The sequence below is a fragment of the Bacillus suaedaesalsae genome (genome assembly GCF_016890225.1).
Lineage (GTDB): Bacteria > Bacillota > Bacilli > Bacillales > SA4 > Bacillus_BS > Bacillus_BS suaedaesalsae.
Genome location: NZ_JAFELM010000019.1, coordinates 35987 through 62833, shown reverse-complemented (window position 1 = coordinate 62833; position 26847 = coordinate 35987). Strand labels below are relative to the sequence as shown.

The 26847-nt window shown below is 37.3% G+C and carries 26 protein-coding genes and 1 pseudogene; 17 read left to right on the top strand and 10 right to left on the bottom strand.

All coding sequences use genetic code 11. The features are described 5' to 3' along the window. The first annotated feature begins 353 nt into the window (after positions 1 to 353). From JR050_RS05640 to JR050_RS05595, 10 genes are all read left to right on the top strand, one after another. Positions 354 to 1592, top strand: a complete 1239-nt coding sequence (locus JR050_RS05640; protein ID WP_204202538.1) for a substrate-binding domain-containing protein — start codon at positions 354 to 356, stop codon at positions 1590 to 1592. 72 nt (positions 1593 to 1664) lie between these two features. Then, complete coding sequence (locus tag JR050_RS05635; RefSeq protein WP_204202537.1) at positions 1665 to 2426, top strand: ABC transporter ATP-binding protein; 762 nt, start codon at positions 1665 to 1667, stop codon at positions 2424 to 2426. Further along, positions 2416 to 3117, top strand: coding sequence for an ABC transporter ATP-binding protein (locus JR050_RS05630; RefSeq protein WP_204202536.1), 702 nt, complete (start codon positions 2416 to 2418; stop codon positions 3115 to 3117). The genes JR050_RS05635 and JR050_RS05630 overlap by 11 nt, the downstream gene beginning before the upstream one ends. Positions 3118 to 3133: 16 nt before the next feature. Further along, positions 3134 to 3997 (top strand): branched-chain amino acid ABC transporter permease, encoded by an 864-nt coding sequence (locus JR050_RS05625; protein WP_204202535.1) that lies wholly within the window; start codon positions 3134 to 3136, stop codon positions 3995 to 3997. A gap of 5 nt (positions 3998 to 4002) precedes the next feature. Next, entirely contained in the window at positions 4003 to 5022 is a 1020-nt protein-coding gene (locus tag JR050_RS05620; RefSeq protein WP_239454117.1) for a branched-chain amino acid ABC transporter permease, read from the top strand. 16 nt (positions 5023 to 5038) lie between these two features. Then, positions 5039 to 5221, top strand: coding sequence for a hypothetical protein (locus tag JR050_RS05615; RefSeq protein ID WP_204202534.1), 183 nt, complete (start codon positions 5039 to 5041; stop codon positions 5219 to 5221). A gap of 5 nt (positions 5222 to 5226) precedes the next feature. After that, positions 5227 to 6237, top strand: coding sequence for a 3-oxoacyl-ACP synthase (locus JR050_RS05610; RefSeq protein WP_204202595.1), 1011 nt, complete (start codon positions 5227 to 5229; stop codon positions 6235 to 6237). A 45-nt stretch (positions 6238 to 6282) separates the two neighbouring features. After that, positions 6283 to 7197, top strand: a complete 915-nt coding sequence (gene phaZ / locus JR050_RS05605) for an intracellular short-chain-length polyhydroxyalkanoate depolymerase (protein WP_204202594.1) — start codon at positions 6283 to 6285, stop codon at positions 7195 to 7197. After that, entirely contained in the window at positions 7194 to 7934 is a 741-nt protein-coding gene (fabG, locus tag JR050_RS05600) for a 3-oxoacyl-ACP reductase FabG (protein WP_204202533.1), read from the top strand. The genes phaZ and fabG overlap by 4 nt, the downstream gene beginning before the upstream one ends. A gap of 34 nt (positions 7935 to 7968) precedes the next feature. Then, positions 7969 to 9144, top strand: a complete 1176-nt coding sequence (locus JR050_RS05595; RefSeq protein WP_204202532.1) for a thiolase family protein — start codon at positions 7969 to 7971, stop codon at positions 9142 to 9144. 62 nt (positions 9145 to 9206) lie between these two features. Here JR050_RS05595 and JR050_RS05590 read toward each other — a convergent pair whose 3' ends face one another. Together JR050_RS05590 and JR050_RS05585 are read right to left on the bottom strand one after the other, a co-directional pair. Then, positions 9207 to 9812: a DUF2812 domain-containing protein gene (locus JR050_RS05590; RefSeq protein ID WP_204202531.1), complete on the bottom strand. Its 606-nt coding sequence runs from the start codon at positions 9810 to 9812 to the stop codon at positions 9207 to 9209. Continuing rightward, entirely contained in the window at positions 9813 to 10121 is a 309-nt protein-coding gene (locus tag JR050_RS05585; RefSeq protein WP_204202530.1) for a PadR family transcriptional regulator, read from the bottom strand. Positions 10122 to 10419: 298 nt separating this feature from the next. Between JR050_RS05585 and JR050_RS05580 the strand changes: the two genes are divergently transcribed. Together JR050_RS05580 and JR050_RS05575 are read left to right on the top strand one after the other, a co-directional pair. Then, a complete protein-coding gene (locus JR050_RS05580; protein WP_204202529.1) occupies positions 10420 to 11913 on the top strand; it encodes an AMP-binding protein in 1494 nt (497 codons plus the stop codon). A 61-nt stretch (positions 11914 to 11974) separates the two neighbouring features. Next, positions 11975 to 12514 carry a GNAT family N-acetyltransferase gene (locus JR050_RS05575; protein ID WP_204202528.1) on the top strand — a complete coding sequence of 180 codons (540 nt, stop codon included), beginning with the start codon at positions 11975 to 11977 and terminating at the stop codon, positions 12512 to 12514. A 455-nt stretch (positions 12515 to 12969) separates the two neighbouring features. Here JR050_RS05575 and JR050_RS05570 read toward each other — a convergent pair whose 3' ends face one another. Both JR050_RS05570 and JR050_RS05565 read right to left on the bottom strand, forming a co-directional pair. Next, positions 12970 to 13389 carry a DUF2269 family protein gene (locus JR050_RS05570; RefSeq protein ID WP_239454115.1) on the bottom strand — a complete coding sequence of 140 codons (420 nt, stop codon included), beginning with the start codon at positions 13387 to 13389 and terminating at the stop codon, positions 12970 to 12972. Positions 13390 to 13433: 44 nt separating this feature from the next. Further along, complete coding sequence (locus JR050_RS05565; protein ID WP_204202527.1) at positions 13434 to 14588, bottom strand: MFS transporter; 1155 nt, start codon at positions 14586 to 14588, stop codon at positions 13434 to 13436. Positions 14589 to 14787: 199 nt separating this feature from the next. On the opposite strand from JR050_RS05565, the gene addB reads away from it, so the two are divergent. The 5 genes and pseudogenes from addB to JR050_RS05545 all read left to right on the top strand — a co-directional run bounded on the left by addB (position 14788) and on the right by JR050_RS05545 (position 24637). Continuing rightward, a complete protein-coding gene (addB, locus tag JR050_RS05560) occupies positions 14788 to 18300 on the top strand; it encodes a helicase-exonuclease AddAB subunit AddB (RefSeq protein ID WP_204202526.1) in 3513 nt (1170 codons plus the stop codon). Beyond that, entirely contained in the window at positions 18272 to 22030 is a 3759-nt protein-coding gene (gene addA, locus JR050_RS05555; RefSeq protein WP_204202525.1) for a helicase-exonuclease AddAB subunit AddA, read from the top strand. The genes addB and addA overlap by 29 nt, the downstream gene beginning before the upstream one ends. A gap of 160 nt (positions 22031 to 22190) precedes the next feature. Continuing rightward, positions 22191 to 23285: pseudogene (locus JR050_RS20785) on the top strand (HAMP domain-containing protein); the annotation flags it as partial. After that, positions 23280 to 24230, top strand: coding sequence for a methyl-accepting chemotaxis protein (locus tag JR050_RS20780; protein WP_430392862.1), 951 nt, complete (start codon positions 23280 to 23282; stop codon positions 24228 to 24230). The pseudogene JR050_RS20785 and the gene JR050_RS20780, both read left to right, overlap by 6 nt. A 116-nt stretch (positions 24231 to 24346) precedes the next feature. Next, positions 24347 to 24637, top strand: coding sequence for an HNH endonuclease (locus tag JR050_RS05545; RefSeq protein ID WP_204202523.1), 291 nt, complete (start codon positions 24347 to 24349; stop codon positions 24635 to 24637). A 91-nt stretch (positions 24638 to 24728) separates the two neighbouring features. Here JR050_RS05545 and JR050_RS05540 read toward each other — a convergent pair whose 3' ends face one another. From JR050_RS05540 to JR050_RS05515, 6 genes are all read right to left on the bottom strand, one after another. After that, positions 24729 to 24953, bottom strand: coding sequence for a spore germination protein (locus tag JR050_RS05540; protein ID WP_204202522.1), 225 nt, complete (start codon positions 24951 to 24953; stop codon positions 24729 to 24731). Positions 24954 to 25042: 89 nt separating this feature from the next. Next, a complete protein-coding gene (locus JR050_RS05535; protein WP_204202521.1) occupies positions 25043 to 25411 on the bottom strand; it encodes a spore germination protein GerPE in 369 nt (122 codons plus the stop codon). A gap of 11 nt (positions 25412 to 25422) precedes the next feature. Next, complete coding sequence (locus JR050_RS05530) at positions 25423 to 25593, bottom strand: spore gernimation protein GerPD (RefSeq protein ID WP_204202520.1); 171 nt, start codon at positions 25591 to 25593, stop codon at positions 25423 to 25425. Positions 25594 to 25599: 6 nt separating this feature from the next. After that, on the bottom strand, positions 25600 to 26217 hold the full coding sequence (gene gerPC / locus JR050_RS05525) for a spore germination protein GerPC (RefSeq protein WP_204202519.1): 618 nt from the start codon (positions 26215 to 26217) through the stop codon (positions 25600 to 25602). Positions 26218 to 26318: 101 nt separating this feature from the next. Next, positions 26319 to 26546 (bottom strand): spore germination protein GerPB, encoded by a 228-nt coding sequence (locus tag JR050_RS05520; protein ID WP_204202593.1) that lies wholly within the window; start codon positions 26544 to 26546, stop codon positions 26319 to 26321. Between the two features lie 11 nt (positions 26547 to 26557). Beyond that, positions 26558 to 26779, bottom strand: coding sequence for a spore germination protein (locus JR050_RS05515; RefSeq protein WP_204202518.1), 222 nt, complete (start codon positions 26777 to 26779; stop codon positions 26558 to 26560). Positions 26780 to 26847: the final 68 nt, after the last annotated feature.

The following is a 26847-nucleotide window of genomic DNA, read 5'->3' as shown; positions in this document are numbered from 1 at the left end:
ATAGGTTTTCAAAACTCGCCCGTAAGTAAGCTGATTTCGCAGGAATAGGCATCAACTGGCTGATATATTATTAAATCCGTCTATTAAGAAATTGAATATGCGACGACAACACCCAAAACATGGATACTACTTCTAAGCTAACAGAAAATTCATCCAGAGAAACCAATAACGCAGGTGCAGTCCACAAGAGACTAGAGCACTTGCGTTTTTTTCTTAGGTTGAGGAATAGTGACCCATGCTAGTGGAAGCTCATTCTCAGTTCTCATAATTTGTAACTCATTTGTAACTACTACCGATTACGATACAATCAACGTTTCCACGTTAGGAGATGTAACGAAAAAGGGGGAAATTACATGAGTAAGAAAAAATGGCATCGTAGTTTATCTTTATTAATGCTTGCATTTGTTCTTCTTTTATCAGCATGTTCCGGCACAACTACTACAGATGAGGGATCTGAGGGAAATGAAAATTCTAAGGAAAGCAGGAAACCAATTAAAGTTGGTGTTCTAGCATCCATGACTGGTCCTCTCGAAGCGTACGGTAAGCAATCTATTCAAGGCTTTGAGCTAGGCTTAGATTATGCAACGGATGGAACGAGAGAAGTCAACGGTCAAAAAATTGAATTTATCGTGGAAGATACGGAAACAAAACCTGAGGTTGCGATTCAAAAAGCAACAAAATTATTAGAGGAAGATGAAGTCGATTTCTTAGTTGGTTCATCAAGCTCTGGAGACACACTAGCGGTATTACCACTTGCGGAAGAATATGAAAAAATTATGGTTGTTGAACCAGCGGTTGCTGATAGTATCACAGGTTCTGAGTTTAATAAGTATATATTCAGAACAGCTCGTAACTCTTCACAGGATGCTGTAGCAGGAGCTGCTGCAATCGCAGATAAAGGTGTGAAAATAGCAACATTCGCTCCAGATTCCTCTTTCGGTCAAGATGGAATAGCAGCCTTCAAAGAAGCTGCGTTAGATCTTGGTGCTGAAATCGTACATGAAGAATATGCAGATCCAGCTGCAACTGACTTTACATCAAACATTCAAAAGATTATTGAAGCAAAACCTGATTACTTATTTGTTGTTTGGGCAGGAGCGAACTCTCCTTGGAACCAAATTTCTGATATGAAGGTACAAGAAAAAGGAATTAAGATTTCGACAGGTGCTCCTGATATTGCAGCTCTTTCAACTATGAATGCATTAGTTGGAATGGAAGGCTTCACCGTTTATTATCATGATCTACCACAGAATGATATTAATAAGTGGTTAGTTGAAGAGCATAAGAAGCGTTTTGACGGTACAGTACCTGACCTGTTCACTCCAGGTGGAATGAGTGCAGCAATTGCAATTGTAGAAGCAATAAAGAAAACAGAAGGTAATACAGACGCGGAAACATTAATTGAAGCAATGGAAGGAATGAGCTTCGAAACACCTAAAGGAAAAATGACATTTAGAGCAGAAGATCACCAAGCACTGCAATCACTATATGCAATTCGCCTAGAAAAGAAAGACGGAGTTGACTATCCAGTTCCTGTGTTAATCCGTGAGCTAACACCAGAAGAAACAGCTCCGCCAATTCGAAATAAGTAATTTGTAAAACTAAGAGGAACTTATGGTATAGCCCTAAGTTCCTTTTCATTCTAAATAAGAAGGTGATAGAGAATGAGCAACATTATTGAAACGAAAGATTTAACAATTGCATTCGGTGCACATACAGCTGTTGATCATGTGAATTTTTCTGTGCCATCGAAGCATTTTAAATCAATCATTGGTCCAAACGGTGCAGGGAAAACAACATTTTTCAACCTATTAAGTGGGCAATTGTCACCGACAAAAGGTGAAGTTCTTTTTAAAGGAGAAAACATTACGAAGCTATCTCCAACAGAACGCACACGCAGGGGAATTGGTCGTTCCTTTCAGATTACAAATGTGTTTCCAAATTTAACGGTACTTGAAAATGTTAGACTCGCGGTACAGTCAAAGCATGGAGTTCGTTATAATTTTCTATCTCATTTTCAAAGCTTTCGGGGACATGAAGAAGAATCCTATGAGTTACTTCGGAAAGTACTACTTGATTCTAAAGCACATTCACTCGCAAAAAATTTAGCTCACGGTGAAAAAAGAAAGCTGGAAATTGCGATGTTGTTAGCGTTAGAAACAGAAGTGATTCTTCTTGATGAACCAACAGCTGGAATGTCGATTGAAGAAGTTCCGACCATTCTTGAAGTAATTAAACAAATAAAAGATGAAGGTTCAAGAACAATCATTCTAATTGAACACAAGATGGATATGATTCTAGACTTATCTGACTCAGTTACAGTTCTATTTAATGGCGGCTTGTTAGCAGATGGAACACCAAAAGAAATTATGGATAACGAAACAGTACAAAAAGCATATTTAGGGGGCTTATACGATGCTTCTTAAGGTGGAACATATTGAAACGTACATCGAGCAATATCATATTTTACAGGGAGTTTCTATCGTTGCCAAAAAGGGGGAAGTTACAGTTCTACTGGGTAGAAACGGAGCTGGGAAAACGACAACACTTCGTTCAATAATGGGGCTTAATTCTGCAGCAAAAGGAAAGATTATCTTTAAAGAAAAAGAGATTCAAAACCTTCCAACCTACGAAATTGCAAAACTAGGAATTGGCTATGTACCAGAAAACCAAGGGATATTTGCCGATTTAACTGTAGAAGAAAATATGAAGGTAGCCATTCGAAAACAAGATGGCGAAACAATGAAACGACTTGATTGGATCTTAGAATTGTTTCCAGATTTAAAGAAGTTTTGGAAAAAGGCAGGTGGAACACTGAGCGGAGGTCAAAAGCAAATGCTCTCCATCTCAAGAGCGTTTATCGGAAATAATGAGTTGATGTTAATTGATGAGCCGAGTAAGGGCCTCGCGCCGATCGTCGTAGAGAGTGTAATGAATGCTATTCAAGAATTAAAAAAGGAAGCAACGATTATTTTAGTTGAACAAAATTTCATGATGGCAAGTAACATTGGCGATTACTTTTACATTGTCGATGATGGAAGAACAGTACTAGATGGAGAAATGGACTTATTGAAGCAGGATGAAATACTACGTAAAAAATATTTAGGGATTGCGTAAGAAGGGAGGAAGTTTAGTGGAAGTATTAATTAATTTGCTCATAAATGGTTTAGCGACTGGGATGTTAATTTTCTTACTTGCAGCAGGGTTAACGCTTATTTTCGGATTAATGGATGTCTTAAATTTTGCACACGGTGGCTTGTTTGCATGGGGAGCGTATGCCGGGGTATGGTCGTATGGCGTTACGGATAGTTTCGTAGTCGGTATTATATGTGCACTCGCTGTAGGACTTATTTTAGGCTTGTTAATGGAGAAGTTTATTATTGGGCCAGTTTACGGGAATCATGTGCAACAAATTTTAATCACTCTTGGAGTTATGCTCGTGTTAGGGGAGATGTTAAAGGTAGTTTGGGGACCAAACCAGTTAAGCGCAAAAACACCTGAGTGGTTAACAGGAAGCTGGGAATGGGGAGAAATTATCCTTATTAAATATCGTTTATTTATCATAATTGTTGGGTTTTTAGTGTTTGTGGCAATTCATCTTTTACTAACCAAAACTAAGCTCGGTTTAGTGGTAAGAGCAGGTGTTATGGACAAAGAGATGGTTCAAGCGTTAGGAATAAACATTAAACGAGTTTTTATGTATGTGTTTATGATTGGTTCCGCGATGGCAGCACTTGGTGGAGTATTACTGGGACCGTATTCTGGTGTGATTTATGCAGAAATGGGGATGGAATTTGCGATCCTTGCCTTCATCGTTGTAGTAATCGGAGGAATGGGAAGTATAACGGGTTCAGTTATGGCAGCGATTTTAGTTGGAGTCACTGGTTCTTTAATGGCATATTTCGTACCTGAATTATCTCTTGCCGTCAACATGATGTTAATGATGATCGTATTGATATTTAGACCTCAAGGGTTATTTCAATTGAAAAAGGGGTGAGAGGATTGAATAAATTACGAATAAATTTTCAAAAACCATTGTTTTATTACATCATAATTGGGTTACTGTTAGTCCTTTTCCCTTTTATAAATGATGAACGGGCAATGCTCATATTATTTACTCAAATTTTTATATTTGCGGTTCTAGCCATGAGCTATGATTTATTACTTGGATATACCGGAATTGTATCATTTGGTCATGCGATGTTCTTTGGAATCGGGGCATACTCGACAGGAATATTTCTAGACCGAATGGATGGGTCGATTCTTGCCTTAGTAACAGGTTTACTTATTGGAGCTGTACTTTCAGCAATCGTGAGCTTTATCGTAGGCGTTCTCTCTTTACGATTGAAAAGCCACTTTTACGCAATGCTAACAATGGCCTTTGCTGGGTTGTTTTTAGTATTAGCACAAAAATGGCGTTCCGTTACACACGGAAATGACGGATTTACGTTCAGTATTCCAGATGCATTTAAAGACAGGGAAGTACTTTATTTCACATCTCTACTACTTATGATCCTAGTATTCTTTGGATTAAGACGTTTTACATCCTCACCAGTTGGAAAGGTGTTGCAAGCGATAAGGGAAAATGAATCTAGAACAGAATCTCTTGGATTTCATATTCTTCATTACAAAGTAATTGCTAGTGTAATAGCTGGTGTGATAGCAAGTTTTGCCGGATCCTTTTATGTACTTACACTTCGTTTCGTCAATACGTCTGTTTTCACGATGGATATCACATTGGATGCATTATTAATGACGATTATTGGTGGAGTTGGAACATTAACGGGAGCAATTTTAGGTGCTGGTATTATTGAATTTGCTCACCACTGGTTAACTGGCCTTGCAAAAGTACATTGGATATTCGAGAGATGGATTATTTTATTTGGGATCGTTTATATCCTCTCAGTTATGTTCTTCCCAAAAGGAATCGTTGGAACAACCATGCATTGGTTCGAAAAACGAAAATATGCTCGAGTAAAAGAAAAGCAAGGAACAGAGCAAAAAGCGGATGTTGCTGGGTAGGAAGGAGAATATGGGCATGGAAGATACCTTTCAACCGATCACTTCGTTTGTTATACGTTGTACATGTGTTGATGTGCAAGAAATTACAGGAGAAAAAGTGTGGAGAATTAAAGTAAAGCATGTTCAAGGAGAGGAAGAAATCGCCGTTCAAAGCCTTGACGATATGATGGTTTATATGAAAAGAGTACTTGGGGAGTGAATGATGTGGTTTTAGTTGGGATTAGGAGTACGGGCATCTATTTACCAAAAACAGTTATGACTAGCGAAGAATTAGCAGGAAAATCGGGTATTCCTAAAGAAATAGTAGAAAGTAAACTTGGTATTAAGCAAAAGCCAATACCAGGACCAGACGATCATACTTGTCAAATGGGTATACTCGCTGCAAAGGAAGCGATAGATAAAGCGGGAATTGATCCACTTGATATTGATTTAGTCATCTATATTGGCGAAGAACATAAAGAGTATCCCCTTTGGACTGCGGGTATTAAGCTGCAACAAGAAGTAGGAGCACTCAATGCTTGGGCGTATGACGTAGCACTTAGATGTGGAACGACAGTGATGGCTCTTAAAGTGGCAAAGGACATGATGAAAGCCGATGACTCTATCAATACAGTGTTACTAGCTGGTGGATATCGAAATGTTGATTTTATAGATTATGAGAATCCTAGAACAAGGTTTATGTATAACTTATCGGCAGGTGGTGGAGCGATTATCCTGCAAAAGGGGTATGAAGAGAATGAATTGCTAGATAGTCATATTATGACAGACGGTTCCTTCTCTTTGGATGTAGTCGTAGTAGCAGGTGGAACGAAGGAGCCGATTACACCAGAAGCCATTCAACATAAACGGAATATGCTAGATGTTACAGATCCTGAAAGTATGAAACAGCGTTTAGAAGAGAAATCAATGGTAAACTTCCTTAAGGTCATCCGGAAATCTTTAGAAAAAAGCAGGCTAACAGAGCGGGATATTGACTTCATTGGCATTCTACATATGAAGAAGTCAGCACACGATTATGTATTAGATGAACTTGGATTGCGTGAGGATCAATCTATATATCTAGAAAACTATGGACATATCGGTCAAATCGATCAGATTTTATCTCTTCAATTAGCACAGCAGGAGGGCAAGTTGAAAAGCGGTGATATTGTTGTGCTTGTCAGTGCAGGAATCGGCTATGCTTGGGGGGCAACAACTATTCGATGGGGTAAGTAAGTAAATATTTTGAATGCGCTTACTTAAAAAGGAGGAATGTAGTTGATGAGTATCCAAATAAACAAAGTAGGATTAACCAATGGTGAAACATTGTGTTACCGCGAACGTGAAGGTGGAGAAAAAACGTTACTTTTAGTTCATGGAAATATGACGTCCTCTAAACATTGGGATTTATTAATTGAAGCATTACCAAAGGAATATCATATTATAGCTGTTGATCTTCGCGGATTTGGTGAATCAACTTACAAAAAGCCGATTACTAGTATTAAAGATTTCACAGATGATGTAAAGCTCTTTGTAGATGCATTTGGATTAAAAGATTTTGCAATGATGGGCTGGTCAACAGGTGGTGGAGTGGTCATGCAATTCCAAGCTGACTATCCAGGATATGCCACTGAACTCATTTTGCTAGCTTCAGTTTCAACAAGAGGTTATCCGTTTTATGGTGTAAATGAACAAGGGCAAATTGATTTTACTAAGCGCTATCGTACATTAGACGAAATTAAGCAGGACCCAATTCGAACAATCCCTATTCAAGAAGCTTATAACTCAGGTAATCGTGAATTATTGCGTATGATATGGAATGCATCTATTTATGATCAAAACCAACCGACAGCAGAGAAGTATGAGGAATATATTGATGATATGCTAACTCAGCGTAACTTAGCCGAAGTGTATCATGCGTTAAATACGTTTAATCTTAGTAAACATCATAATGGTGTCACCGAAGGAACAAATCTAGTAGATAAAATCACGATTCCAACGTTAGTGTTAAACGGAGAAAATGATAAGGTTGTTCTAAAGTCAATGACAGATGAAATTGCTGTAGACTTAAATGAATCAATCGTAACGGCTGTTGAGCTCAAAGGTTGTGGTCATTCAGCATTAGTAGATGACCTTAGCCAACTAGTAGATGTTGTGACATCATTTTTAGGAAAGAAAGTAGGGGAAACGAATTGAGACTAGAAAATAAAGTTGCGATTATTACTGGAGGAGCAAACGGAATCGGACTAGAGGCTGCGAAACTTTTTGCTAAAGAAGGAGCAAAGGTCGTATTAGCTGACTATGATGAAGAGCAAGGTGCTAAACAAGCTGACGATCTTCGAGCGAATGGAGCAGACGCTTTATTTGTTCAAGTAAACGTAGCAGATCGTGAAAGTGTTGATAACATGGTAGCGAAGACAGTTAATATGTACGGAAAAATTGACATATTAATTAATAACGCCGGAATTACACGTGATGCAATGCTTACGAAAATGACACAAGAAAATTTTAAACAAGTGATTGATGTTAACTTAACAGGAGTTTTCCATTGCACACAAGCTGTTGTTCCATATATGGTTGAAAACAGAAAAGGAAAGATTGTTGTAACTTCTTCCGTTTCAGGTGTTTATGGAAATGTTGGTCAAACAAACTACGCTGCCGCAAAAGCAGGTGTAATCGGAATGGTAAAATCATGGGCGAAGGAATTAGGACGTAAAGGAATTAATGTTAATGCCGTTGCTCCAGGATTTACAGATACAGCGATGGTTCAAACTGTGCCAGAAAAGGTAATCCAGCAACTGGTTGCTACAATTCCACTTCAGCGCTTAGGAAAACCAGAGGATATTGCAAAAGCGTATTTATACTTAGCTTCAGACGATTCAAATTATGTAACAGGAACTGTATTACACGTAGACGGCGGAATTATGATGTAAGAAAAGCTGTCTATTTATCAAGGAGGATTATTAGATGAGAAATGTAGTCATTACTTCAGCAGTACGTTCACCAATTGGAGATTTCGGTGGTGTGTTTAAAGACTTACTACCAACAGATTTAATTGTGCCAGTATTAAAGGAGGCAGTATCGAGAAGTAAACTTGGAAATGATGAGGTAAATGAGGTTATTTTAGGTCACTGTATTCAAAGAACGGACCAGCCCAATACAGCTAGAACGGCTGCATTACTTGCCGGCCTTTCTGATGAAACGACAGGTTATACAATCCAGCGTCAATGTGCTTCAGGAATGCAGGCTGTTATATCTGCTGCTTTGCAAATTCAATCAGGCTTATCAGATGTAGTTGTGGCGGGTGGAGTTGAGGCGATGAGCTCAAGTCCATATTTGTTAAAACAGCATCGATGGGGAGCGAGAATGCAGCATAGCCAAGTAACGGATACAGTATGGGAGATATTAGAGGACCCTATTCATCATATTATGATGGGAGAGACAGCTGAAAATTTAGCTGACATACACAATATTACACGTGAAGAGCAAGACGAAATAGCTTTACTTAGTCATCAACGAGCAGTCAATGCAATCTCCCATGGCTACTTTGATTCACAAATTGTACCGATTACGTTGATGTCTCGTAAAGGGGAAACAGTGATAACGAAGGATGAGCATCCACGTCCAACACTTACGAAAGAAGACTTAGTCAAACTTAAAACAGTTTTCCGTAAAGACGGTACGGTAACTGCTGGTAATGCTTCAGGATTAAATGATGGAGCAGCTGCTTTAGTATTAATGGATGAAGAAACAGCAAAGCAAAAAGGAATCCAGCCTTTAGCTAGAATTGTAGGCTTCCAAGTCTCAGGAGTCGATCCGAAGGTAATGGGAAGAGGGCCAGTTCCAAGTATTCAGCGAGGACTAGAGAGAGTAGGCTGGTCGTTAGAAGATGCTGACCTAATCGAAGTTAATGAAGCGTTTGCTGCACAATACTTAGCTGTTGAAAAAGAACTTGGATTGAACCGTGAAATTGTAAATGTTAACGGTAGCGGTATCAGCTTAGGGCATCCAATTGGTTGTACAGGAGCCAGAATTGTAACAAGTCTTGTGCATGAACTTCATCGCAGGGAATTGAATAAAGGTATTGCTTCCTTATGTGTTGGTGGTGGAATGGGAGCAGCTGTGTTTTTAGAAAGAGTGTAAAGAAATAGGATAATAGTAAAAGCAGGAGAATCATCTGACTCCTGCTTTTTAATAACTAAAGTTTAAGATTGAAATTCTTTTCTCTTCTTTTCGTATTGTAAATACGAATAAATGAACATTACAGCCGAAATAACAAAAAACCATGGTAAAAGAAAACGTAACATAGCAAAAGGTGTTTCAAATATAAATGCCTTCCAAAATAATGAACCTTCCATCTCCCATAACCCTTGTGTCAAGTAACTCGCTTTTATATTAAATAATCCAGAAAGCCATTCTCCATCATAAATGGTGACCACATATAAGAAAGACAAAATAGCAAACGTAGAAGAGTAATTCTTCAATCGCTTATAATAAGTAATTTGAGAAGGAATATCCGAGAATATTTCATCTTTACCATCTGCTGCTTTTTGCCAATATTGGATACCACCGAAACGAGACCCCTTAATAAGCTCCCACCCAAAGTCCTCATACATGGCTTTGTATTCTTCAAATTTATCTTTGCTCATATAATCTTGAAAATCAAGCTGAATTACATAAGAATTGCTTGTGGGAACAAAGGAGTACACTCCAAGGAAATTGATTTCAGTACACATGTATCCTTTATCCAAAATATGATTTATCCATTGCTTCTCCTTGAGTACATTTGCAAACCATTTAAACTTTTTCATTTACCTTCCCCCCATTTCGTACAGAGATAAAATATGTGCTAATCTTGATTTTTCAAAGGCAAGCACATCTTCACCTTGTTGAGTAATTACATATACTTTTCTTCTTCCGGTTTCCCCTTCTACGGGTGAGATCCAATTATGTTTGCTTAAATTATCGATAGCTCCATATAGTGTTCCTGCTGCTAATATTACTTTTCCTTCACTCATTTCCTCTACTTTCTGCATAATTGCATAACCATGTAGAGGTTCTCTAAGTGCAAGTAAAATATAATGCATCGTTTCAGATAGCGGTAAAAGCTTGTGTTTCATACTCGTTAACCTCCTTATACAGTTCGACTATACAGTTGAACTTAATATTATTATACATACCTCAATTATAAAGTTCAACTATATAGTTGAACTTTATATTTTTTTTTGAATAGCATTTAGGCGCATAAATAGTAAAAGTGATGCATATATGAGAAATTTTTGAAGCATATATTCCAAATTTGAAGAATTTTAGAGGGAAATCGAAGCATAAACCACGGTCACTCGTCATGTAACTCATTTGCAACTACTCTTCCTTATAGTAAGTCATATGAAAACGTGTGAAAAAGGAGAGAGTGCTGTGAGATGGGATTTGGACTGGGTTGAGAAGCGTTCACAGCTGACGCCAGATAAGGTTGCCATCATCGATGGAGAAAATAATAGCCGGTATACGTACAAAGATTTGGGCAATCGCGCTCATTCTTTTGCAAATTTTTTATTAAACAAGGGGATTAAAAAGGGTGATCGTGTTGCACTCCTTTGTCCTAATGATATATGTTATTTTGACTTTTTATTTGCTTGTATGAAAATAGGGGCAATTTTTGTTCCGATCAATTGGAGATTATCCAAAGCAGAAATTCAAGCCATTCAAGAGGACTGTAAACCAAACTTTATTGGCTACCATTCTCGCTTCAAGCATTTACTTCCGTCCATAAATGACACAATCAAAGTTGACAGCGAACAATATGATTTGATTTTTTCAATCAATACACCTGTAGAAACGGACTCGTCGTTAACAGAGAGTGATCCACTTACGATTATTTATACTGGAGGAACAACGGGAAAATCAAAAGGTGTTGTACTTACTCATTCGAATATTAAATGGAATGCTATTAATACAATTGTTAGCTGGAACTTAACAGAATCAGATGTTACGTTGACGTACTTGCCATTATTTCATACAGGTGGCTTAAACGCACTCACTCTCCCAATTTTGATAATGGGTGGAAGTGTTCTGATAGCTAGAGACTTTGATCCGGAACATACAATACAATTAATTGAAAAAGAAAAGTGTACGATTTTACTAATGGTTCCTACAATGTATCATTTGATTACTCTAACAGAATCCTTTAAGCGTGCGAAATTTGAAAGCATGAGAACGTTTTTGTCAGGAGGGGCACCTTGTCCTTTAACGATATATGAAGCGTTTATGAAAAAAGGTGTTGCATTTAAAGAAGGTTATGGACTCACGGAAGCTGGACCTAATAATTTTTACATTGACCCAAAACTCGCTATGAAAAAGAAAGGTTCCATCGGAATGCCGATGATGTTCAATAAAGCAAAAATCTTAAAACAAGATGGAACCGAAGCGAAGATGAATGAGGTTGGAGAGCTTCTACTGTATGGTAATCATGTCTTTGATCATTATTGGAACAATCCAGTTGCAACAAATGAAGCACTTAAAAATGGTTGGCTACATACAGGCGATTTAGCAAAATATGATGAGGAAGGCTACTATTATATTGTGGGACGTAAAAAAGAAATGATTATTACGGGTGGAGAGAATGTATACCCACTTGAAGTTGAGCAATGCTTGCAAAATCATCCGTCTGTATCTGAAGTAGCGGTAGTTGGATTGCCTCATTCGAAATGGGGAGAAGTTGTATCAGCATTTGTATCCTTATTCCCAGGACATTCTGTAACAGAACAGGAGTTGAAGGATTTTTGTTTAAAAGAACTAGGTAGCTATAAAGTTCCAAAATACTTTTGGATTATGGTAGAACTACCGAAAACACACGTTGGAAAAATCGATAAAAAACATTTACAAACAAAATATGAGTGTTTAATTAGTTAATTATTCCAAAAGAACGTTCCCTCTTATACAATAAAAGAAGATATATAGAGGGGGATACCAGATGATTCGATTTTCGTTATTAAAGGGAGATAATGTTTATTTAGATCGTTTAAAGGAAGAGGACGTTCCTGCCATCACGAGTTGGTATCAAGAAGAGGAGTTCACTCGTAATATGGATGCACTCCTTGCGATACCGAAACGAGAAAGAGATATTCAAAAAATGGTAGAGCTGGATTCAGAGAAGGATTATTTATTTGCAGTTCGTTTAAATGGAACAAATGAAATTGTTGGAGTTGTAGGTTTGGACGGAATATTGTGGAACCATCGTACAGCTTGGGTTTCAATCGGTATCGGTAATAACAACCGTAAGAAGGGGATTGGCAAGGAGGCATTACGTTTAGCCATGGACCTTGCTTTTCATGAATTTAATCTTTACCGCCTACAGTTAACTGTGTTTGAATACAATACACGGGCGATTGCCTTATACGAATCTCTAGGCTTTCAAAAGGAAGGTACATATCGATCATTTTTAGAAAGAGATAATCTACGATATGACATGCTTCTTTACGGAGTTCTTCGTGATGAATATCTAGCTTTATAACGTAAAAGAGGCTGGGACATAAGTATTTCAGCCAATGATAATCCCGAACGATTAGGAGAGATTTTAATGAATCTTCCACCTAATCGTTCGGGTCTTTATTTGTTGTGTTCAATAGATTTGTTTAATTGTGCATACTATTTTTTACTACAAGTGGAATGGAGCGGAAGACACTCGACTCCTGCGGGAAGTAGAGGAAAGGCTGAGACCCCGCAGGCGTAGCCGAGGAGGCTCAGCTTCCTCCCCGGGGAAAGCGAGTGTCTGCAGCGCAATGGAACGAACTTATTCTTCCTGCTTAACCGATGAATAAATAACAAAGTCTACGAAAAAAGAATACGATTTAATAGGTAGAATAATTTAGATATTATTCTCCTTTGAGGATGATTTATTTAGTTATGTCCCAGTCTCTTTTCTAAATTAATAAGGTTTCCAAATCATAAAAATAAACAATAAAGTTCCTAATGTAGTTGCAACGTAGAATAGCTTATTAATAGAAAGGAGTTGGTTCGTTTGTTCTGTAGGTAAGTCTGTAGCTGTTTTGTTTCCTTCAGCAAAAACCCAGCAGCCAGCTTTTTCGCTTTTGGATCAATAATGGCAATGACAACAATTTGAATGAGAATATAAATGACTAATGAGCCAATAAGCCATAACGTCGTGAAAAATGAGCCGTAATTTCCTACAACAACAAGGATAATACCAGTTACTACAGCAAGAGTTCCACCGATTTTGGGAAAGAAATTAAGAAAATTAGATAATTTCATAGAATGACGTAAATCCTCGGCGTTTTGTTTTTTTCGATACAATACATGCCCGAAAAAAGTTGGTCCGACTCCAATAATTGCAGATAAAACATGAATAAGTACTAGTACTTTTAGCATGATATCCCGCTTTGACTAAATTATACACACTACTATTTTACTAGTTAATCGGAAGAATTAGGATAAGAAATTTGAAAAGTGAGAATTAAATTTATAATTCCGTACACAAATAAAAAAAATAACACTCCTCGGAAATCAAAAACTGCTGTTAGTAACGAGCCGAAGCTAGCTCCAACAAGCAACGTAAACGAATATAAAGCAATTGTACTACCTCTGTTTTCTATTCCAATTGTTCCAATTACTGAAATAATCGTCGGGATGAGTATACTAATTGCTGCAATTAATAAAATGGAAGAAAACATAATAACTAAGTATGAAGGAAAAATCATCATAAAAGATAAACCTACTAGCAATAAAGCGAACCCGATCACCAAGCTACCTTTATCACCATATCTTACTTGAATGGCCCCACCCCACAAGGAAAGAATTGCTCCAAATAAACCAATTCCACGAACAATAAACATTTCAGAAACGGTAAACGAACTGGAAAGATACTGACTAACAGCATCGTAAAAAGACACTGTCGTAAGTAATAAACTAAAAGTAATGGCGTAGCAATAAAATAACTTTTTTGAAATAAATAACGAGCATAACAGTTTAACAGGAATCATTTTTTCAGTGGTTGTTAAAGCTTTCATTCTCGGTAAAAGAATGATGAAAAAAATAAAAAAAACAAAGTAGCTTATGCTAAAGAATTGGTACACGGTACGCCATTCGATCAGCTCGGTTAGCCCTGCACTAATGATTTGACCAAGTATACCAGCAACTAAAAAGCCTGTATTGATTAAGGAAAGAACAAATATACGGAACTTCCCTTGAAACAAATCAAACGTATATGCAAATGCAACAGGCGCAAAGCTTCCGCCTGCAAACCCCTGAAATCCCCGAAATAAAATGAGTTCGCTAGGTGATTGTGAAAAGGAAACGAGTAGACTTGAAATGGAGAATAAGAACATGCCGGGTACGATAATTTCCTTGCGGCCAAGTTTATCAGAAAGTGGTCCAAAGATTAATAACCCAACTGCATATAAAAGGGTGAACGACGTACTAGCCCAAGTTAGTGAGGAAGTTGTGACTTCCCACTCGCTAGAAATCACTGTGTAAATTGGAATAAGTGTATAAATGTTACAAGCAACAAACATTCCGGCAATAATAAGTAACCAAGCTATACTTTTTGCTTTTGCTTTAGATATGAACATGAAATCACCACCCGTGACAGTCAACTATGTTACACAATATGCAATTAGCCGCAAATCGGTTTCAAAGTCTTTCCAAGTGGTAGTTCATTGATATATAGGCTGGAGTTACAGTAGAATAAAGCTAGAGATTTTATTACTTATAGCTATGTTAAGCAATGATGTTTAACGCAGCCACTTAAAATAGGGGAGATGTTAAAAGATGACCCTTCAAATAGTAGTCGGAAGATCAGGAAGTGGAAAAACGTATCAGCTTTTAGAAGAAGTACGTCAAGACCTTTTAAAAGCACCAATTGGATCGCCAATGGTGTATTTAGTACCTGATCAAATGACCTTTCAAATTGAGTACGATTTAGTCCAAACACCAGGACTTGGCGGGATATTGCGAGCACAAGTATTTAGCTTTACTAGACTTGCTTGGCGTGTTCTTCAAGAAACAGGTGGAATGAGTAGACTACATTTAGATAATGTCGGAACAAATATGTTAATTAGAAAAATCATTGAAAACAGAAAACATGATTTTCTTTTATACGGAAAGGCAGCCGAGAAAGCTGGCTTTATTGATCAAATCGAAAATATGATTCACGAGTGTAAACGTTATTGCATTACATCTGAGGGAATGCGTCATCAAGTAGAAGAACTTGAGAAATCGGAACAACGTGATATTACCTTGCTTCATAAACTACATGACTTTTCAATTATTTATAATGAATTTGAAAAGCAGCTTTTTGATAAATATGTAGATTCAGAGGATTACTTACGTTTACTAGCGGAAAAGATCCCATCATCCACTTATTTAAAAGAAGCGACTATTTTAATTGATGGATTTCACAGCTTTACACCACAAGAGCTTGTTGTTTTAGAAAAGCTCATTGATACATGTCAATCTGTGAAAATTGCATTAACATTGGACAAGCCACTTACGCATCAACCACATGAGCTTCATTTATTTCATATGACTGGTAAAACCTATTTCCAGTTGAATGAAATAGCAGATAGAGTTGGACAGAAGGTGGAAGTACAAGTCTTACAGCATAACAAAAGATCAACAACTTCATCTTTGGCTCACATTGAACAGCATTATGAGTCAAGACCAACTGTACAATCGAAAAGTAGTGAAGGAGTTTTATTACGTGGTGCTGTAAACAGACGTGCAGAAGTAGAAGGTGTAGCGAAGGAAATTTTACGATTAGTTCGTGAGCAAAATTATCGCTATAGAGATATGGCAATCATTCTTCGAAATACAAGTCTGTATCATGACTTACTAGAAACCGTGTTTACTGAATACGAAATTCCTGTATTTATCGATCAAAAGCGCTCGATGCTTCATCACCCGTTAATCGAGTTTATTCGTTCTGCACTTGAAATTGTCAGTAGTGGTTTTAGGTATGAATCAGTTTTCAGAGCAGTAAAAACGGACCTTTTATTCCCAGTCGATGAAGATGAAATGAGCTTACGCGAAGACTTCGACTTATTAGAGAATTACGTTTTAGCTTATGGAATTCAAGGCTATAGGTGGAAAGATACAACAAAGAAATGGCAATATCGTAGAATTATAGGTATTGACGATCAAGGATTAGCGAAAACATCTGCTGAAGAAGAAATGGAGCAAAAGATTCATGACCTTCGGATACTCATCTCCAATCCATTACTTCAATTCGAAGAACGATTAAAAAAGGCTAAAACGGGTGTTCAATTTGCTGAAGCGTTATATCTTTTGTTAGAAGAGATTAACGTACCTGGAAAGCTTGAAAAATGGCGATTGCAAACAGAACAATCGGGTGAAGTTAGCAAAGCAAAAGAGCACGGGCAAGTTTGGAGTGCCGTTGTCGATTTGTTAGATCAATTTGTTGAGCTAATGGGGAAAGAAGAAATACCTTTTTCGATATTTCAACAAACAATGGAAGCTGGGCTTGAGGCGCTACGTTTTGCACTAGTTCCACCTGCGATTGACCAAGTTGTAGTGGGGGATTTTGAACACTCTCGTTTTTCACATCTCAAGGCAACGTTCATTCTTGGTATAAATGATGGAGTTATTCCAGCGATACCAAGTGAACATGGCGTATTAAATGAAGATGAAAGAGAGCAATTATCACATCACGGCTTGCAGCTAGCTCCTGGAGGGAAGCAACAGCTATTAGATGAGCAGTTTTTATTGTATCTTGCGGTTAGTTCAGCGTCCAATCAATTATGGTTGTCTTATTCATTAGCGAATGAAGAAGGAAAGTCGTTAGTGCCGTCTATATTTATAAAACGTATAAAAGACTTGTATCCGACACTTCGTGAAGAATTACTTGTACAAGACCCAACTGATTTGACTGAAGAAGAGCAACTTGAATATATTACAACGCCAATCAAAACGGTATCTTACTTAGCTTCGCAGCTTCAGCAATGGAAACGACATTATCCAATCTCTACTGTTTGGTGGGATGTATACAATACGTTTGACCAAAAACGAGAATGGAAGACTTTGCGTGACCGTGTGTTAGGTAGTTTATTTTATCAAAATCGCGAGCAAACACTTCCAACTGACGTGAGCGACAGCTTATATGGAGATAGTTTAACTGCTAGTGTATCAAGAATGGAGCTATTCCAAGGCTGTCCATTTTCACACTTTTCTTCCTATGGTTTAGGATTGCAAGAAAGACAAATATACCGCTTAGAGGCACCTGACATCGGACAGTTTTTCCATGCTGCCTTAAAAATGATGGCAGACGAGCTTCATAAGCAAAACTTAAGTTGGACGCAGTTATCAAAGAAACAGTGTATGGATTTAGCACATGAAGTTGTAAATGAACTTGCACCTCGTATTCAAAAGGAGATTTTACTAAGCTCCAACAGATATCACTATTTAAAACGAAAGCTCACTGATGTAATTGGACGAGCATCACTCATTTTAAGTGAACATGCAAAGGCTAGTGGATTTGCACCAGTAGGACTGGAACTAGGCTTTGGCAGAAATGGTCAATTACCTGCAATTGAGTTTACGTTGAAAAATGGTACAAAGATGGAGCTGGTCGGAAGAATAGACCGTGTTGACGTCGCTTCTAGTTCGAAAGGTTCCTATTTGCGAATTGTTGACTATAAATCAAGTCAAAAGTCATTGAATTTAGCAGAGGTGTATTACGGACTGTCCTTACAAATGCTAACCTACCTGGATATTGTTTTATCTAATTCGAAAGCATGGCTAGGGCAAGAAGCACTACCAGCTGGTGTGTTGTATTTCCATGTTCACAATCCAATGATCAAAGCAAAGCAAGAGTTAGCAATAGAAGATATTGAAGATGAATTATTAAAAAGCTTTAAAATGAAAGGTTTACTGCTAGGGGATGAAGAAGCAGTGAGGCTAATGGATACGACAATTGATAGTGGTCACTCGAAAATTGTATCTGCTGGTTTAAAGAAGTCTGGTGGTTTTTATCCATACTCGCAGATTGCTAGTGAAGATGAGTTCGATGTACTGCGAAAGCACGTTAGACGTACATTTAAAAATATCGGTGATGAAATGGTAAGCGGGAAAGTGGATATCGCTCCATATCAACTAAAGGATAGAAAACCGTGTAAATTTTGTAGCTTTAAACCAGTTTGTCAATTTGATGAATCACTTGAAGAGAATACATTTGTAACATTAGAGCATTCTGATGATAAAACAATTCTAACTCGATTAAAAGAGGAGGTGGAAAAGAATGAAACTATCTATACAACCAAAGCCTGAAGGTGTGCAATGGACGGATGATCAGTGGAAGGCAATTTCGGCAAAGGGTTCTGATATACTAGTTGCAGCCGCAGCTGGTTCAGGGAAGACAGCTGTATTAGTAGAACGTATTATTCGTAAAGTAATGGATAAGGATACTCCGATTGATGTAGATAGACTTCTTATTGTTACGTTTACGAATGCTGCAGCTGCTGAAATGAGACATAGAATTGGTGAGGCATTAGAAAAAGCTATTTCTGAAAATCCAACCTCGTTACATTTACGTAAGCAGTTAAGTTTACTAAATAGAGCATCCATTTCAACACTTCACTCATTCTGTTTGGAAGTGATACGAAAGTATTACTTTTTAATTGATATTGATCCGTCTTTTCGTATTGCAGAAACAACAGAATCTGAGCTTTTAAGAGAAGAAGTAATGGAGGAGTTGTTTGAGGAGGAATACGGAAAAGAAGGAAATGAAGCATTTTTTGAGTTAGTGGACCGTTACACGGGAGACCGTAATGACAGTGATCTTCAGCTCATGGTAAAGAAGCTTTATGATGAATCACAAGCACATCCGAATCCTGATGTGTGGTTAGACAAATTAGTGGAGGGTTACCGATTAAACCCTGACACTTCAATTGATGAATTACCGTTTATTTCTTCGCTTTTCAAGGAAATTGCACTTCAGCTGGATGGTATGCGCTCTATTTTGACTCAAGCATTGGAAATCACAAATCGTCCGCTAGGGCCAGCTCCTCGTGCTGCGAATATTCAAGAGGATTTGCAGCAAATTACTGAGTTAGAGATGCTTCTCCATAAAGGCTGGTCTTCGATGTATGAAAGAATGCAAAACCTTCATTTTAGCACGCTTAAAACGTGTAAGGGTGATGTCTACGATCAAGAACTTGTTGATTCTGTTAAGGACTTAAGAGAGAAGGCGAAAAAGCAAATTAAGCTTTTGCAAGAAACGTATTTTCAAAGAAGACCTGACTCGTATTTACAGGACCTGGTGAAGATGGAAGGTTCTGTTTCGACTTTGATTACGTTAGTAAAAGAGTTTAAGGTACGCTATCAGCAGGTTAAAAGAGAAAAAGGACTTGTTGACTTTGGGGACCTTGAACATTATACCTTACAAATTTTAAGAACAACGAATGAAGATGGAGTACAAGTGCTATCAGAGGCTGCACTTTATTATAAGCGTCATTTTCATGAAGTGTTATTAGATGAGTACCAAGATACAAACTTTGTACAAGAATCCATCGTTCAGGCTGTATGTAAAAGTGGTGAAGATGGCGGTAACTTATTCATGGTTGGAGACGTTAAGCAATCCATCTACCGTTTTCGCTTAGCTGAGGCTGGCCTGTTCCTAAGTAAGTATAAGCGCTTTTCTCCAGAGGGGAATGAATTTGGGCTTAGAATCGACCTTTCTCAAAACTTTCGAAGTAGAAGTGAAGTGTTAAATGGCACAAACTATATTTTTAAACAAGTAATGGATGAGCAAGTCGGAGAGATAAATTATGATGAACAAGCTGAGTTGAAAATTGGTGCTTTTTATCCTGAAAGTATGGAGACAAAAGCTGAATTACTAATTATAAATTCTGATGGTGAAGACACTGAATCAGATGTTGAAGACAGTGAGAATGATTCACCACAGTTTGATGCGGCTGAACTTGAGACGGTACAGCTTGAAGCACGTCTAATGGCACAGAAAATTAAAGAACTGATTCAAAAGCCATTTCAAATTTATGATCGTAAACTAGATGCGAATCGTAATATTACGTATCGTGATATCGTGATTTTGCTTCGTTCAATGCCTTGGGCACCACAAATTATGGAGGAATTCAAGGAACAAGGAATACCTGTATATGCAGAGCTTTCTTCAGGTTATTTTGAGGCGACTGAAGTATCAATAATGATGTCGCTATTAAAAGTAATTGATAACCCATATCAAGACATACCTTTAGCTGCTGTTTTGCGTTCACCGATTGTTGGGTTAAAGGCAGAAGAACTAGCGTTTATTCGGATGAAGCAGAAAAAAGGTAATTATTATGAAGCAGTGAAAGCTGTGTTAGAGCAAGGTATTGAAGAAGGACGTTATGCGAAAACTTTTGAGAAACTGATGGATTTCCACTTGATGCTACAAAAATGGAGAGCATATGCTCGTCAAGGTTCGCTATCTGAGTTAATTTGGCGTATTTATCAAAAGACAGGCTATTACGATTTTGTCGGTGGAATGCCTGGAGGAAAACAACGACAAGCGAATCTTCGCGCACTGTATGATCGAGCTAGACAATATGAATCTACATCCTTTAGGGGACTGTTCCGTTTCCTTCGTTTTATTGAAAGAATGCAGGATCGTGGAGATGACTTAGGAACAGCGAGAGCACTGGGTGAGCAGGAAGACGTAGTTCGGATGATGACCATTCATAAAAGTAAAGGACTGGAGTTTCCGGTTGTGTTTGTAGCTGGGTTATCAAAGCCGTTCAACGTACGTGATTTAAGTAACACATTTTTATTGCATAAAGATTTAGGCTTTGGATCGAAATATATTGATCCAGTATTACGGATTAGTTATCCGACATTGCCCCTGCTTGCAATTAAGCAACAGATGAAAAATGAGCTTTTAGCGGAAGAGATGCGTGTATTATACGTTGCGCTTACTCGTGCTAAGGAGAAACTGTACTTAGTAGGTACGGTTAAGAAGCTAGAAAAGAAGTTAAATAGTTGGAGAGAGCAGCTGTGGAATAAAGAATGGCTATTGCCAAATTTTGAACGTTCAAAAGCAAAATGCTATATGGATTGGGTTGCCCCTTCAGTTATAAGGCATGATGATGCTGCTGTGTTACGAGATGGAGAGGATGCGACCGAAGTACCTCGAGCTATATTAGCTCATCCTTCAAAGTGGTCAGTATCAATCGTGGATCCAAGTCAGTTAGAGCAGGTTGATGCAGCTAAGCTAGAGATGGAAGTAGAGATTCTTGAAAAGATTAAGAAGGGTGAACAAGTTCCATTAGAAAGCACGTTCAAGTTGGCAGTCCAAGACCGTTTACTCTGGGAATATGGCTATAAGACGGCAACAGAACACCGATCCAAACAATCGGTTTCTGAGATCAAGAGAATGAGGGAGGAGCACGTTTATAGTGATACTACTTTAGTAAATGTGACTCGTAAGTCAATTGCAGATAGACCAAGATTTATGCAAGAACAACAATTAACAGCGGCTGAAATTGGAACAGCAATGCATATGGTCATGCAGCATATTTCACTTGATCAACCGGTCACCAAAGAAATAGTAAAAGAAAAAATTGCGAGAATGGTACTAAATGAACTGTTAACAAAAGAGCAAGAAAGCTATATTAATATTGCTGGCATAGTTCAATTTTTTGAAACAGAGCTGGGAAAGAGAATATTGAACTCTCCAAACGTGATGAGAGAGCTCCCTTTCAGTGTTGGTTTACAAGCAGACGAAGTATATCCAAATTGGGTAGGGGAAAACGAAACAATTCTTCTCCAAGGTGTTATTGATTTACTTTTCGAAGACGAACAGGGAATTGTTTTAGTTGACTTTAAAACAGATAAAGTAACAGGTAAAGTTCAAGGAAGCGAGCAAACGATAAACAAAGCATTAAAAAATCGTTATGCCGTTCAACTAGAGCTATACAGTAAAGCTGTCGAGCATATATACAAAAAAACTTTAAATGAAAAGTACTTATACTTCTTTGATGGTAGCCATCTTGTAATAATTTAATAATTTTAAAATAACAAAGTACTGACTTGCGTTAGGGTTAATCCCTTATAAGTCAGTATTTTTTTGATTCTAATATGAAAAAATTCTATATAAGAATAACAATATTCAGAATTCACAAAAAAAGACATTGTCGAAAATTGTATTATTTTGTAGAATATAAATGAAAGAGGAGAAGGGGGATACTATGAAGAAAGTCAAAATGAAGAAAGCAAACGGTAACTTCTTCAACAGTTCACTACAGCGACAGATTTTAATACCATTTTTATCACTAATTATTATTTCGATCGTAGCGCTATCTTCTATTGCTTTTTTTCAAAATGTTAAAATTGTAACAGAAGAACTAGAAATTACTGTACAAGATAAGATGTCAAGCTTAAATGATTCCTTTGAGCTTTTCTTTAGGAATAATGAGAAGATAATCGAGAGATTTTCCACTAGTGAAGAAGTGGTAAATCATTTGAACGATAAGGAAAGCTTGTTGCAATCGTTCCAGGAAACTGCAACTGTAGATTCATCACTAACGAATATTTATTTTGGCTCTGCAAAGGGTGATATGCTTCTATACCCATCTCAGGAATTGCCAGGAGATTATGATCCAAGAACAAGGCCATGGTACACAGATGCATTGAAAAATCCGAATAAAGTAATATGGACTGAGCCTTATATTGATACTGCATCTAAAAAGTCTATAGTTAGTGCTGCCAAGGTTGTCTATGACGGTCAAACTGTAATTGGTGTAATGGCAGTAGATATTTCGATTGATACGCTTGTAGGGCTAGTTGATCAAGTGAAAATTGGTGAAACAGGTCATGCAATGCTTATTGATAATACAGGAAAGTATTTAGCACATCCAGAGCAAGAATTGATTGGAAAGGATGTGTCAAAGGAAAGCTTCTTTGCAGAAATGCAAGAACTAAAAGAAGAGGGCATCGTACATTATAAATCAGAAGGTGTAGAGAAATTACTAGCCTTTTATGAGAGTCCAACTACTGGGTGGAAAATGGCTGGAACCATTTATAAATCAGAACTGTCATCCAAGGGGAAAGGAATTATTCTGCCATTAGTTATTACACTAATTTTGATTATCGCAGTTTCCGTCTTGATTTCAGTTGTTTCCTCACGTCGAATTACGAAGCCGATACAAATACTACAAAGTAGTTTAAAAAGAATGGAAGAAGGAGATTTAACTGTACAAATCACTATAAATAGTGAGAATGAAATTGGCAAACTATCTAATAGCTTTAATTTAATGGTCAATCAGTTAAACTCAACGATTAATAAAGTGTTTCATATCTCAAATAATGTTGCAGATAGTGCACAAACTCTAGTTGCAACTTCTGAGGAAAATACAGCAGCCTCAAATGAAGTGTCAACAACAATGGAACAAATTGCATCAGGTGCATCAACGCAAGTTGAGTTATTGGAAAAGAACAATGATACGATTGAATCTTTGGCAGAGAAAATTAAGGTGATTGAAGAACAATCTCACAATTTGTATTTAAATTCAGAGTCAATGACGTCCTCATCAAAGGATGGAATGCATCGTGTACAACTTTTAAAAGAGCAATTTAATGAGACTAGTAACTTAGCAAATGAAATGGTACAATCAGTAAATTCATTAGATAAAAACTCTACTTCTATTAGTGAAATTGTAAAAACGATATCCCAAATTGCTTCCCAAACAAACTTACTGGCATTGAACGCGGCTATTGAAGCAGCGCGTGCTGGAGAGGCTGGGAAAGGATTTGCTGTTGTTGCTGATGAAGTACGAAAATTAGCTGAGCAAACGGAACACTCTCTTAAAGATATTTCAATGATTATAGGAACGATGCAAGAAGATACAAAAAAGACAGTTAGCTTTATTACACAAACAAATGAATCTATGTTAAAACAAGGACAAGCTGTAGATGAAACCGAAGATTCATTTACATCCATTTCAAATTCTATTCATAATAGTCGAGCACTTATTCAAGATATCACATCTTTAATAATGGAAATGGTTGATGCTAAAAATATGATACTAGAAAACGCAAGGGAATTAACATCTATAAGTCAAGATTCCGCTGCTGGAACAGAAGAAGTTTCAGCTTCAATAGAGGAAACAACAGCTTCGATGGAGCAATTGAACCATTTAGCTTTTGAATTAGAAGAAATGTCTAGAACTCTAAATGAAGAAGTAATGAATTTTAAAGTTAAATAGTAATAACAAAAAAACTAATCATACTCCTGTCTAGGAAGGAGTACGATTAGTTTTTTTGTTTAAGTTAGAGTGCAATAATATCTAATCGGGAATTATTGTATTATGGAGGGGATGAGATGGGTACTTGTGAGTTGTGTAATCGAAACGATTTGGAGACCACGGTGCATCATTTGGTTCCAAAGGAGAAGGGGGGAACGTTTGGGGCGACGGCTTTGTTATGTATTCCTTGTCATAAGCAAATCCACGCGTTGTACACAAATGATGAAATTGCTGCCCGGTTAGCGACGATTGAGGATTTGAACCGAGATGAAAAGCTATCTAGCTTTATTAAGTGGATTCGAAAACAGCCTCCAGGGAAGTTAATGAAAATTAGAAAATCAAAAGAACGGACACGAAAAGGTCGATAAACAAAAAAGACTTAACTAATGTTAAATCAGGCATTACACGATAACATTAGGTTAAGTCTTTATTTTTCGATCAAATTCTTGGCATTCTGATCTAAGTGACATTCGTAGTCGTAGTTTTTTGATCACTTACATCTGGGTCAATGGAGTTTGTTGCACTCACCCAGTTATTTGTGCATATAAAATCTCCTGTGTTAAAGGAGCCCGAGCCTGAAGAAGTTTTTGAAGAGCTAGTTGGCGAAACATTTAAGGAGTCACCGAAGTTAACAACGCCTCCGCCAACACTATTAATCCAAATCGGTCCAACTATGGATGGCATGGTGAACACCCTTTTCTATAAATCAGTATACTTTAACGTATGCCTGATTTATGGAATTGTTCAGAGTATTATTCATTTATGCTATTCCTTCAATCTGACAATAGTTGTCGAATGTGTTTAACCCGTGCTTCGGCTCTAATTGTGTTAGTTGAACCAATCTGCAATACAGCAGAGTTTGAAGCACCAGTTAGAGTAACAGAGGCTACCTTAATAATAGGGTTTTCATGAATAAACGTTGTTCGAACTTTTTCCTCGATAATTGGTGTAGGAATGACCTCAGAAAAAATACGGTAAGAGCTAAAGTTTGCTTCATCTTCTACAAAAAGAGGATATTCTCTCTGAACAGCAATCGCCCTCGAAGTAAGATTAATACCATGACTATCTCCTATCTCGAAGATTGAGCTAAAAGAGAATGAATTTGCATTTACAAATGGTACGATTGAGACTCTATGATGCATTGTCTAACCTCCTATACTAGCGGGACAAAAGGTCCAATTATTAATGATTCAGGAGGAGTGTCAAATGTAGACGAAAGACAAATTGTTTCCGAATCCCCAATTAAAAAAATTGAAGAAGACGCAACCCCGACAACCTTTACATCCCCAACTTGAATTCCTTTATTTACAACTGTAAAATTCATTGTAATTCATCCTTCCCAATTTTGAGGTAGATGTTGAATGAAGGCTAAAAATGCTCCATTTATATCTTCCTTCATTTTCTCTAGTATTTGATTAGTTGTTTCCAGGGTGCGATTCTCATTCTCCCACTGCTGAGGAGTTGTTTGCTCTAGATAATACATGATTCTCGTATCAAGCTGTCTTTTAACATCTTGAATCATAAACTCATAGTGTGCTTCATTCAATTTTGCACCTGATCGTTTTTCCAAGGACTGTATAGCAGCAAACCCTTCATGATCTAAATAGTTCAAAATGGAATTTCGTATTGTAGATTGGATATCAGGAGAAAAAGCCGTAGCACCAGGTACTTTGAGTTTTCCTTGTGTAACGTCAAAATCTTCAATTTGTTCCTCATTATAAGGATTAAGTCCAATATTTAACGTACCCTCTAATGTTTCAACCTTTAGCTGATCAAATTTATATTCAATTTTTTCAATAGTCGTACTTGGCTTCTTTTTTAGTTCCTTAATTTCTGATTGAACAGAGGCAAGTGAGGTTTGCATTTTTTGAATTTCAATTTGTTGAGATTGAATTTGCTGTTGTAGTTGATAAATATAGTTTGTGAGGTCAAAATTCTGATAGTACATGGTATCACCCTTTTTAAAATAAATTTATAGTATACACCTATTCGTCTCGTCGATACTGTAGTGTATGTGAAAATCGTAAAATGGGTGAATGCCTATAAGCTCTAATCCCTTATTCCTGAAGAAAATGGAACTGCAGGACCTTCAATTCCACCACTACCAACAGCGCCACTACCTGCCTGTGGTGCTGGTCCTTTAAATCCACCTGTATTATATAAGTTAGAGAGCGGTTTAATCATTCCAGCGCTTCCAATTTGAAAAACAGAGGAGTTAGAAATACTCCCAACCTTAAGTTGCTGAATATTTATCGTTTGGCAAATGTAAAAATTCATCATAACTCCTCCTATGCTAAATCTACAATCGGTTGATCGACTACATCATTATCTTGAGTATTTGTACTACTCGCGTTGTTAACAATGCGCAATCCATCACCTGTATTAAAGGAACCTGCTCCTGAAAAGGTTTTCGCCGTGGAATTTGGAGTAATCATAAAGACATCTCCTATGTTAAAAACGCTTGAAGAACCGATACTATTTACTTTCACTGCGCCGACTATGGCAGGCATAAAAAACACCCTTTGTTATCGTATTCATTCAGTATAGTATGATAAAAGCCTAAAAACGTTCATTTTAA